The 11784-nt window shown below is 29.2% G+C and carries 13 protein-coding genes; 3 read left to right on the plus strand and 10 right to left on the minus strand.

All coding sequences use genetic code 11. The annotated features are described in order from the left end of the window. From rpmF to pta, 4 genes are all read right to left on the minus strand, one after another. Positions 1–86 (minus strand): 50S ribosomal protein L32 (rpmF, locus tag ACRDDY_RS14880; RefSeq protein ID WP_438565736.1); only part of this gene is annotated, 86 nt, incomplete at its 3' end. Between the two features lie 2 nt (positions 87–88). Further along, positions 89–598, minus strand: a complete 510-nt coding sequence (locus ACRDDY_RS14885) for a YceD family protein (protein ID WP_438565726.1) — start codon at positions 596–598, stop codon at positions 89–91. Positions 599–757: 159 nt separating this feature from the next. Next, positions 758–1951, minus strand: coding sequence for an acetate kinase (locus tag ACRDDY_RS14890; protein WP_438565727.1), 1194 nt, complete (start codon positions 1949–1951; stop codon positions 758–760). A gap of 31 nt (positions 1952–1982) precedes the next feature. Beyond that, positions 1983–2990: a phosphate acetyltransferase gene (pta, locus tag ACRDDY_RS14895; RefSeq protein WP_438565728.1), complete on the minus strand. Its 1008-nt coding sequence runs from the start codon at positions 2988–2990 to the stop codon at positions 1983–1985. Positions 2991–3186: 196 nt separating this feature from the next. Here pta and ACRDDY_RS14900 point away from each other — a divergent pair, with 196 nt between their 5' ends. Further along, positions 3187–4407 carry a nucleotidyltransferase gene (locus ACRDDY_RS14900; protein WP_438565729.1) on the plus strand — a complete coding sequence of 407 codons (1221 nt, stop codon included), beginning with the start codon at positions 3187–3189 and terminating at the stop codon, positions 4405–4407. 50 nt (positions 4408–4457) lie between these two features. Next, complete coding sequence (locus tag ACRDDY_RS14905) at positions 4458–5612, plus strand: sporulation integral membrane protein YlbJ (protein WP_438565730.1); 1155 nt, start codon at positions 4458–4460, stop codon at positions 5610–5612. Between the two features lie 19 nt (positions 5613–5631). Here the strand turns inward: ACRDDY_RS14905 and ACRDDY_RS14910 are convergent, their stop codons facing one another. From ACRDDY_RS14910 to ACRDDY_RS14935, 6 genes are all read right to left on the minus strand, one after another. Next, the gene (locus tag ACRDDY_RS14910) at positions 5632–6168 is read right to left on the minus strand and encodes an ATPase (protein WP_438565731.1); all 537 of its coding nucleotides are present in this window, start codon (positions 6166–6168) and stop codon (positions 5632–5634) included. Positions 6169–6179: 11 nt separating this feature from the next. Then, complete coding sequence (coaD, locus tag ACRDDY_RS14915; protein WP_438565732.1) at positions 6180–6665, minus strand: pantetheine-phosphate adenylyltransferase; 486 nt, start codon at positions 6663–6665, stop codon at positions 6180–6182. A 2-nt stretch (positions 6666–6667) separates the two neighbouring features. Next, the gene (gene rsmD, locus ACRDDY_RS14920) at positions 6668–7228 is read right to left on the minus strand and encodes a 16S rRNA (guanine(966)-N(2))-methyltransferase RsmD (RefSeq protein ID WP_438565733.1); all 561 of its coding nucleotides are present in this window, start codon (positions 7226–7228) and stop codon (positions 6668–6670) included. Between the two features lie 77 nt (positions 7229–7305). Continuing rightward, positions 7306–9330, minus strand: coding sequence for an ATP-dependent DNA helicase RecG (recG, locus tag ACRDDY_RS14925; RefSeq protein ID WP_438565734.1), 2025 nt, complete (start codon positions 9328–9330; stop codon positions 7306–7308). A gap of 63 nt (positions 9331–9393) precedes the next feature. After that, positions 9394–11028 (minus strand): DAK2 domain-containing protein, encoded by a 1635-nt coding sequence (locus ACRDDY_RS14930; protein WP_438565735.1) that lies wholly within the window; start codon positions 11026–11028, stop codon positions 9394–9396. Between the two features lie 11 nt (positions 11029–11039). After that, the gene (locus ACRDDY_RS14935) at positions 11040–11390 is read right to left on the minus strand and encodes an Asp23/Gls24 family envelope stress response protein (RefSeq protein ID WP_438542032.1); all 351 of its coding nucleotides are present in this window, start codon (positions 11388–11390) and stop codon (positions 11040–11042) included. 201 nt (positions 11391–11591) lie between these two features. Here ACRDDY_RS14935 and rpmB point away from each other — a divergent pair, with 201 nt between their 5' ends. Continuing rightward, positions 11592–11783, plus strand: coding sequence for a 50S ribosomal protein L28 (gene rpmB, locus ACRDDY_RS14940; protein ID WP_438542033.1), 192 nt, complete (start codon positions 11592–11594; stop codon positions 11781–11783). The last annotated feature ends 1 nt before the right edge of the window (position 11784 follow it).

Raw genomic sequence — 11784 nt, forward strand, 5'->3', positions numbered from 1 at the left:
ACTATTCCTGGTAAGCTCGCCTTAAAAGTTTGAGCTCTTCTTGAATCTCTTTTAGCTCTATATGTTTTTCTCGCTGGATTTCCCATGCTTACACCTCCTTATTTTCTAGTAGCGCCTTAAGTCCTGCAAATCTAACGTCTATATTCCCATCATCATTGCAAACGCATGCTGACTTGTTTAAGTTTTCTCCACAATTTTGACATAAGCCTTTACAATTGCTACTACAAATTCTCTTAATCGGTAAGGTTGAAATTATTTCACTTTCAACTATTTCCGTGATATCAATTGTATCACCATCTACAAATGTAATATTATCACTATCAATCGTACCATCATTTGTAAACCTTTCTTCTATATCAATATCTATTGGATAGATAAAGGTCTCTAAACATCTTGAACATACTAATTTTAATTTAGTTTTTATGTTTAAGTCAAGTAAAAGTTCACCATTATTTGAAATAAAGTTCCCCTTTACAATTACCTTTTCAACTGGAACTATCTCTTCACCTGAAAAAGTGAAGTTTTCCATATTAAACTCATAATTTATTTCTTTGTTTCTTTCTTTCTTGGAAATTAAATCTGAAAATAATATTTTCATACTTCTTAGCTCCTATTTTATAAAAATTAGTTTACATACAAAATAAATTATTAGGTAAATATACAACTTGCCCCTTAATAATAAATTATTTTATAAACAAACACAACTTATTATATAAAGGGGCAAGATAAAAGTCAAGATTTTTCGTGTTTTTTCTTCTTATTTTACTAATCCTAGAGTATCTCTAGCTATAACTAATTCTTCATTAGTTGGTATAACATATGCTTCTACACTTGAATCATCAGCAGATATCTTAGCTATTTTTCCTCTAACATTGTTTCTCTCTTTGTCGATTTTAACACCTAAATATCCAAGTCCAGATAATATTGCATTTCTACAAATTATTGAATTTTCTCCAACACCTGCTGTAAATACAATTACATCTACACCATCCATAGCTGCTGCATATGCTCCTATCTGCTTTCTAATTGAGTAACGAAACATATCTAAAGCTAATTGTGCTCTATGATTCCCTTTTTCAGCTGCTTCTTCTATGTCTCTAAAATCTGAACTTACTCCTGATACACCTAAGACACCTGATTTTTTATTTAGTATAGTGTTTATTTCATCTACTGAATAACCTAAATCAGTAGCCATATATACAACTACGGCAGGATCCATACTTCCTGTTCTAGTTCCCATCACTATTCCATCTAATGGTGTGAATCCCATACTTGTATCTATACACTCTCCACCTTTTATAGCTGCAAGAGATGATCCATTTCCTAAATGACAAGTAATTATTTTTAAATCTTTAATATCTTTTCCCATCACTCTAGCTACTTCTGATGAAACAAATTTATGTGATGTTCCATGGAAACCATATTTTCTTACTGCATGATCTTCATATATTTCATATGGTAATGCATACATGTATGCTTTTTCAGGCATAGTTTGATGGAACGCAGTATCAAATACAGCAACCATTTTTGTATCTTTCATTAAAGCTTCGCATGCTTTAATTCCAATTATATTTGGTGGATTGTGTAATGGTGCTAGTTTAGCACACTCTTCTAATTCTTTCATAACCTCATCATTTATAATTACTGATGAAGAGTACTTCTCTCCTCCATGTACAACTCTATGTCCTACAGCATTTATTTCATCCATTGATTTTATAACACCATTTTTCTCATCAATAAGTGTATCTAAAACTAATTTTATAGCATCTTTATGATCTTTCATTTCAGTTTCAACTACATACTTCTCTCTTCCAGCTACTTTTTGAGTTAAAACCGATCCTTGTATTCCTATTCTTTCTACTAATCCTTGTGCTAAAGCTTCTTCATTATTCATATCAATTAATTGATATTTTAATGATGAACTTCCACAGTTTATTACTAAAATCTTCATAGCTTAATACCTCCGTTAATCACTTTACTACTTACTTTTGTGCTTGTGCTTGTGCTTGAACAGCAGTTAGCGCTACAACGTTAACTATATCATCTGAGCTACATCCTCTTGATAAGTCATTTATTGGTTTTGCAAACCCTTGACATACTGGTCCTATTGCTTCAGCATTTGCAAATCTTTGAACTAATTTATATCCTATATTTCCTGCTTGTAAATCTGGGAATACTAATACATTAGCATTTCCTGCAACTTTACTATTAGGAGCTTTTTGATCTGCTACCTTTTTAACTATAGCTGCATCTAATTGAAGCTCTCCATCTATTAATAAATCTGGTCTTAATTCTTTTGCTCTTTCAGTTGCTATTCTTACTTTATCAACTAATTCATGATCCGCACTTCCCATAGTTGAGAATGAAAGCATTGCTACTTTTGGCTCTATTTTGCAAAGATTTTTAGCTGTTTCTGCTGTTGCAATTGCAATAGCCGCAAGTTGATCTGCATTTGGATTTGGATTAACTGCACAGTCAGAGAATAATAACATTCCCTCTTCTCCATATTTTGATCCTGGTACAAGCATTATAAAGAAACTTGATACTACAGAAACTCCTGGAGCTGTTTTTATTATTTGAAGACCTGGTCTTAAAAGATCACCAGTAGTATGCACTGCACCAGATACCATACCATCTGCATCATCTAATTTAACCATCATAGTAGCAAAATATAATGGATCTCTAACTATTTTTTCAGCTTTTTCTATAGTCATTCCTTTATTTTTTCTTAATTCGTAAAATTCATTTATATAAGCCTCTAATTTTTCTGATGTTTCTGGATCTATTATTTCTACTCCCTTTAAATCAACACCCTGCTCTTTTGAAGCTTTTAAAATATTTTCTGTATTTCCTACTAGAATTGGATGTGCTAATCCCTCTTCTAATATTTTTTGTGCTGCAACAATTGTTCTTTCCTCGTCACCTTCTGGAAGAACAATTTTCTTTTTATCAGCTTTTGCAGCTTCCCAAATTTTATTCATAAGTTCCATGTTCATTTCTCCTTTCAAGACACGATAGTATCCCTTAGTTAATACTATACTACTATTTTACTATTTTTCAACATTATTTAAAGACATTTCATTGAAGTTTTTAGATTTGAAATACTACGAATTTTCAGAATATTAAGCCCTATTTATTATATTTCCTATTTTATGCTATACTATCCTTAACAAATTTTAAGAAAGGATGTTTTTACTAGTGAATATTACAGGTATAGTTACTGAATATAATCCCTTCCATTTAGGTCATAAGTTACATTTAGAAAATTCTAAAAAAGATACAAATTCTACTCATACTATTTGTATAATGAGTGGGCATTTTATGCAAAGAGGTGTTCCTTCTTTTATGGATAAATGGTCTAGAGCTAAAACTGCTGTTTTAAATGGAGTCGATTTAGTTATTGAACTTCCTTTAATTTATTCCCTTTCATCAGCTGAAGGATTTGCTTTTGGTGCTGTGAAAATACTAAATGCAACAAACATTGTAAACTCTCTTTATTTTGGTAGTGAAAATGGAAGTATAAAAGAACTTTCTATAATTTCTAATGTTCTTTCTAATGAACCTCTAGAATACAAATCACGCCTAAAAGAAAATCTTAATTTAGGACTCCCATTTCATAAAGCTAGAGAACTTGCTTTATCCACTTATTTAAATGTCGATTCTTTATCTGATATTTTAGGAAATTCAAATAATATTTTAGGAATAGAATATATGAAAGCTTTAAAGAGATTGCAAAGTAATATACTTCCCGTAACCTTAAAAAGAGAAGGTTCACTTTATAATGATAAATGTCTTTCTAAAACTTTCTCTTCTGCTACTTCTATTAGAGAAACTTTTTTTAAAAACTTCTCGCTTGAAAGTATAAAAAAAGATTTACCTATTCAAACTTTAAATACAATTCAGAAACTTATAGACTCAAATTATAAGTTTCCAAAAGAAGAAGATATTTTTTTATTTTTAAAATATAAAATCTTAACTTTTCCTGATGCTTTTTCTAATATTCCTAATTTAAATGAAGGCTTGGATAAGAAAATTCTTAAAGAAATTTATTCATCTAACTCCCTTTCTGAACTTATAGAAAAAGTTAAAAGTAAAAGATATACATACACTAGAATTTCGCGTGTTCTTTTATATATTTTTCTTTCTCTAAATGAGTATAATTTACAAAAAGCGTTTGAAGATGCTTTATATATAAGACCTCTAGCTTTTAATTTAAAAGGGGCAGAAATTCTAAAAGCTATAAAAGAACATTCAGAAATAGAAATCTACACTAAACTTCCTAAAACTATTAATAATATTTCACTTGAATTAGATATTTTAGGAACAAAAGCTTATTCTCTATTAACAAACTCTATTTCCCCTATGGATGATTATAAAAAATCTCCATTTATTCTAAAAGAACAGTAATATAAGTTATGGATTAAAACATATAATTTACTATGATTGGAGGTATTTTTATGATTAGTATTTTTGTTTTATCCATACTTATTTTCTTTTTACTATTCTTTCTTTTAAAAAAATTACAAATAAATAACAATATTTTTATTTGTTTTTTTATTACTCTATTTACTTTTTTATTTTTTTATAATATAAAGACTTCTCTCGAGGGTATAAAACAAGGTTTTTATCTTTGTTTTAATTCAATAGTTCCCAGTATTTTTTCTTTTTCTGTTATATGTAATTTATTAATTACCTTTGATGGTATTTCTATATATTCAAAAATATTAGGGCCTTTAATTTGTAAGCCTCTTAGACTTACTCCTAACTGTTCTTTTATATTAATTGCTAGCTTTTTATGTGGTTATCCTTTAGGTGCAAAACAGGCTACCGAAGCTTATAATGATAATTCAATATCTAAACCTGAATATTTTAGAGTTTTAAATTTAGCCTCTAATGCAAGTCCTATTTTTATTATTGGTGTTTTAGGAATTTCTATACTTGGAAGTATCAAATACGGTTACATTTTACTTTTATCATCTTTTCTTTCTATATTATTTTTATCTTTTTTGATAAAACCTAATATAAATATTTATAAAACTTTAGCTCCTAAAAAAAAGTCTATCCCTAAATTCGGAGTAGCTATGCAATCTGCCATTGAAAATGGAATTAAAACAACATTAAACGTTTGTGGCTATGTGATTTTATTTTCTTTAGTTTTATCTATTTTAAAAGAACTTTCTTTTATTTCTTTCTTCTTCTCTTCAATAGAAACTTTTCTTTCTTTACCTAAAAATTTACTTTATGGAATTTTTTTAGGCAGTATTGAAATGACAAATGGATGTAACTTAATTTCTAATATTAATCTTTCTATTCATTTAAAACTTTCTATTATTAGTTTTTTTATATGTTTTGGTGGAGTCTCTATTTTTTTTCAAGTAACTTCATTTTTCAAAAGCGAAGTTTCAGCTTTAAAATATTTCATCTTTAAATTAATACAAGGAATTCTTTCTTTTATAATCACTTTTTTTCTGTCTAATATTTTTTTATCAAGTATAGAAACTAGCTCTTCAAATTTTAGTTTTACGCCCTCTCCCTATTTATATATTTTTTTCATATCTGGGCTTTTAATCTTTACTTATTTTATATTAAAAACTCAAAAAAAGATTAGGTAGTTAAATCTACCTAATCTTTCTATTTAAAGCTTCTAAGCTCTTTTACATTTTCTTTTATTGTAGCACAAGCCCCAACTAAATTATCATCAATTTCACTTGCTGCTCTTTCAAAATTTAATTGAAGAGATTTTAAAAGTTCTATTCTTTTTCTCTCAATTTCCTTTTCTAAATCAGCCAGTACCCCTTCCGAATACTCCCTTGAACCTATTCTAATTGCTTTTGCTTCTCTTTGCGCAGCACCTACTATTTCACCAGCTCTTAATTTAGCTTCTCTTACTATATCGTGATTTTCTATACCATCTCTTTTTATTTTTTCAGCTTCTTCTTTTATTCTGTCACTATCACGTCTAGCTTCAGCTATAATTTTCTCTTTATTATCATTTATCCATCTTGCATTTTTAAACTCACTTGGAAAATAATTTATTATCTCATCTATAGTATCATGCATTTCTCGTCTATCTATCATAGCTTTTCCACTCATTGGAACTTTAGGAGCTTTATCTATAGTTTCTTGAAGAAACTCTAAAAGCTCTAATACACCTGTTTCTTTTTTCATTTACTCCACCTCTATTCTTTCATCCTAACCTTTTCTTCAATCTTTTCTACAATACATGAAGGAACCATAAAGGATATATCTCCATTAAATTTACATATTTGTCTAACAGCTGATGAACTGATACATATATTTTTTTCACTACTAATCAAATATACAGTTTCTATTTTTTCATTTAATACCTTATTTATTGTTTCCATTGTTCTTTCATATTCAAAATCTATTGTATTTCTAAGCCCCTTCAATACATATCTTATATTTTTTTCTTTAAGTAATTCTACAAGCATACCACTAAAGCTTGTAACTTCTACATTTTCTAAATCTTTTGTACATTCTTTAATTAATTCAATTCTTTCATTAATTGAGAATAATCCTTTTTTATCTACATTTATTAATATAGCTACAATAACATTATCAAAAATTTTTGCTCCTCTTTTTATTATCTCCAAATGTCCATTAGTAATAGGATCAAAACTTCCTGGATAAACTGCAACTCTCATTTCTACTCCACCTCATCATATTTATAAAAGCATACTGTTGTATTTCCATATCTTTTACTTCTAACTAATTTCAAGTTTTCATAACCCTCATAAATATCTTCCATTGAATCTATTTTTGTTACTATTATCCCATCATCTTTTAAAAGCCCATTCTCATAAACAATCTTTAAAGCTTCTGGTATCATTTCCTTGCAATATGGTGGATCTATAAACATTAGATCAAACTTCTTATTTTTCTTTGCTAATGTTTTTAAAACTACATAAGAATCACTATTATAAGTAAAGCATACATCTCCAAATTTAAGATTTTCAACATTCTTTCTTAAAATTGGATATGTTTGTGAACTTTTATCTATTAAATGAACCTCTTTTGCTCCTCTGCTTGCAGCTTCTAAACCTAAGCTTCCTGTTCCTGCAAATACATCTATAACTAAAGCATTTGGAATATATCCTTGAACTATACTAAACATAGCCTCCTTTACTCTATCTAATGTTGGTCTTGTTTCGTATGTTGCTGGAGATAATAATTTACGTCCTCTTGCTTTTCCTGCTATAATTCTCACTTTACTTCCTCCTTAGAGTTTTATTATTTAATATTTTATCATATTCCATATTTTTTCTCAATTTATATATCGTTATATTAATTAAAGCAAATATATCGCCCTGTATTTTCAATATTTTTTTCAGTCTCTTCAATCAACCTACTATAGTCATTATTTTTAACTACTATCTCGGCTTCACTTCTTGCTTTTATAAGAAGTTTCATGTCATCATATATATTTGCTAAAATAAAACTTTCATCTCCACTTTGTCTTCTTCCAAACATTTCACCTGAACCTCTTATTTTAAGGTCTTGCTCTGAAATATAAAAACCATCTGTTGATTCCACTAATATTTCCATTCTTTTCTTAGTTTTATCACTCTTAGCTTTAGCTATTAATATACAGTAGGATTCATGACTTCCACGCCCTACTCTTCCTCTTAATTGATGAAGCTGCGCTAATCCAAATCTCTCTGCATTTTCAACTATCATAACTGTTGCATTAGGCACATTTACTCCAACTTCAATTACAGTAGTTGATATAATAACTTTAGTTTCTCCATCTTTAAACCTACCTATTATTTCATCTTTCTCTTTAGGTTTCATTTTTCCATGTAGAAATTCAATCTCCACACCTCTAAATACACCATATTTGAGTTCTTCATAGATTTTCTCTACTGAGTTTAATTCTAATTTTTCATTCTCTTCTATTAATGGGCAAACAATATAAACTTGCCTTCCTTTATCAACTTCACTTCTTGCTAAATTATATCCTGCTTCTCTATTATTCTGCTCATAAAATCTTGTATCTACCTTTTTTCTTCCTGGTGGAAGTTCATCTATTACAGATACATCTAAATCTGAATACACATACAGTGCAAGAGTTCTTGGAATAGGTGTTGCTGTCATAACTAATACATCTGCTTTCTTTCCTTTTCCTACAATTCTTGCCCTTTGTTCTACCCCAAATCTATGTTGTTCATCTGTAACTACTAAGCCTAAATTATTAATTTCTACATCATCTTGTATAAGTGCATGAGTTCCTATTAATATTAAAGGTTTCTCCTCTTTTGCCCTTTCTTTTATTCTCCTTTTTTCTTTTTCCTTCGTACTCCCTGTTAAAAGTTCCACATCTATATCAAAATCTTTATATATTTTGCTAGCTTCTTCATAATGTTGTGTTGCAAGTATTTCAGTAGGTGCCATTAGTACACCTTTGTATCCATTTATATATGCATTAAACAGTCCTATAAGTGCTACTATAGTCTTTCCACTACCAACATCACCTTGAACTAATCTATTCATTGGATAAGTTGAATTTTGATCTCTTAATATATTTCTCACAACTTTTGTTTGTGCTTCTGTTAAAGGAAATGGCAATGTGTCTTTTAACTCTTTTAATTTCTCTGTCCATTTATACTGAATTCCTACTTCTTTTTTTATACTATCTTTTAAAAGAAGTAATTTCATTGAATATGTAAAAAGCTCTTGGAATTTTAACCTTGTAATTGCCATTTCCAATCCATTCTTTGTTTTTGGATAATGGATCTCTCTTATAGCTTTATCTAAAGATATAAACTTATATTTCTCCATTATTTCTTTTGGGAAAGTTTCTTTTATTTCTATATTATCTAAAATATCACCTATAATTTTTACTAGAAAATTATTTGTAAGGTCTCCTCTCAATGCATATTTAGGAATAATCTCACTTTTTAATGAATGATTAGAGCTTACAATTGGATTAACTACTTCAAGTTTATTTCCTATACTTTTAAATTTCCCAAGTAAATTATATTTCTCATTAAATTTAAATTTACTTTTAATATACACTTGATTAAACCATTTCCCTTCAATTATATGTCCATTATACTCAAATTCTAAAGTTGTTATAGTCTTTCTATTTTTAGTTTGTATATTTCCTTTAAATCTTTTAAATACACAGGTTAATATTTTTCTTTCACTTTCATCTATTTCTTTAAAATCTTCATTTCCATTTACAAACTCATAATCTCTTGGAAAATATAACAATAAATCTAAAACTGTAAAAATTCCTACCTTATTTAATTTTTCTTTTGATTTAGGACCAATCCCCTTAATACTATCAATACCTAAATATATATCCAAAGCGATTTCCTCCTCATTTTTCCATAATACTAAATAAAAGCACCCAAAGGTGCTTTTACTCATTTATTCTACTGACATTAATAAGTAGTATAAAGGTTGATCCCCTTTATATAATTGAACGTCACAATCTTCATATTTTCCTTCTATTTCTGCAACAAATCTATTTGCTTCATCTTCTGTTACATCTTCACCATAGAAAATAGTTATAAGCTCACTATCATCAGTTACAAGATTCTCTAAAACCTTTTCTCCAACTTCTAGTTTATCTCTACCAACTTCTTTGATTTTACCTTCAACAAGACCTAACATATCGCCTTCCATTATTTCGATACCATCCATCTCAGTATCTCTTACAGCATATGTTACTGATCCTACTTTTACACTTTTTAAAAGTTCATTTAACTCTTCTAAGTTTTCTTCAACTTCAGCATCTTTATTGAACATTGATAAAAGTGTTATCCCTTGTTGTATGCTTGTAGTTTTTATGACAACAACATTTTTCTCTGAAATTTCTGCTGCTTGATCAGCTGCCATTATAATATTTTTATTATTTGGAAATATTATAATATTTTCTGCATTTATTTGTTCAACACAATCTAGAATATCTTGTGTTGATGGATTCATAGTTTGACCACCTTCTATAACACTATTAACACCTAAATCTTTAAAAATGTTAGCAATTCCACTTCCCATAGCTACTGTTATGAAACCATATTTTTCTGGCTTTTCAGCTTTTTTAGCATCTTCTCTCATTTTATCATTAGCTATAAGTTCTCTATGTTCTTCTCTCATATTATCAATTTTTATTTTTGATAATTCTCCAACTTGAACTGCTTTTGCAAGTACTGCTCCAGGATCATTAGTATGAATGTGAACCTTTATTACATCTTCATATCCTACTACTATCATAGAGTCTCCCATTGATTCTATACTATCTTGGAAGCTCTTAGCTTTTTTAGCATCTCCAAGTATTATAAATTCAGTGCAGTATCCAAATTTAATACTATCTGCATCTATACCAGCTCCAGCACCTGTAACATCTCCGCCACCTACACCAATTTTTATATCTTTAACCTCTGCTTGAATTCCTTCTTTTAAAGCTTCTGTCATTCCTGAAAGAATGATATATAACCCCATTCCACCTGAATCAACAACTTTAGCTTTCTTCAAAGCTGGTAACATTTCCGGTGTCCTATCAAGCATCACCTTTGCTTCTTTTGTTATTTTTTCCATAAAAGCTACAATTTCTGGTTCTTCTAATTTCACTGCTTCTTCAGCTGTAGCTCTTATTACTGAAAGTATTGTTCCTTCAGTTGGTCTCATAACTGCTCTATATGCAGCCTTTGAACCTTCTTCAAAGGCATGTGCAAGCTCTTTATAATCTACTGTATCTTTTCCTTCAAGGCCCTTTGAGATTCCTCTTAAAATTTGAGAAAGAATTACTCCTGAGTTTCCTCTTGCTCCCATTAAAGCACCTTTAGCTAACTTCTTAGATACTTCTCCTATTGAATCTGACTGAATATTTTCTATTTCTTTAACAGCCGCTTTAAATGTCATTGACATATTTGTTCCCGTGTCTCCATCTGGTACTGGGAAAACATTTAACGCATTTACGAAATCACTTTGTTCCGCTAATCTATTACTTCCATTTACAACCATATTATAAAAATCACGGCCATTTATTCTTTTATATTCCATTAGTTTACCTCCTAGACTCTTACCGCTTGAACATTTACCGATATAGATGATACTTTTAATCCTGTATAGTTTTCTATATTATAACGAACCTTTTGGATTATATTATTTGCTATAACAGATATTTTCATCCCATATTCTACCATAATAAAAAGTTCAATATTTAACTTTTCATCTTCAGTTACAGTTATTTTTACACCTTTACTAAAATTTTCTATTCTTATTAATTCCCAAAGGCCTTCTGCGGCACTTTTTGACACCATTCCAACTACTCCATAACACTCCATTGTTGATAACCCAACAATTTTAGCTATTACTTCTTCTGAGTAATGTACTTTTCCGTTTTCTCTTGAAAATCCAACCATTACTTTTTCCTCCTATACTATACTATATCATATGTATATTTTATCTTAGAAAACTATTTAATTCAAGATTTATCTTAATTTATAAATAATAAACTCGATTTTTTTTTATAAATTCTCTTGCAAATCATCTTTATCTTGTGTTACAATGAATTCTGTCCTATTGAAGAGATTTTATCTTCACTAATAAGGAGGTGTTTTCAAGTGGCAAGAAGATGCGAAATTTGTAATAAAGGCGTTGTTGCAGGTGTACAATATAGTCACTCACATCGTCAATCAAAGAGAACTTGGGCTCCTAACTTAAAGAAAGTTAAAGCTTTAGTTAACGGAACACCAAAAAGAGTTCACGTTTGTACTAGATGTTTAAGATCTGGTAAGGTTGAAAGAGCAATATAGT

This window comes from Clostridium sp. (assembly GCF_051656525.1).
Lineage (GTDB): Bacteria > Bacillota > Clostridia > Clostridiales > Clostridiaceae > Clostridium.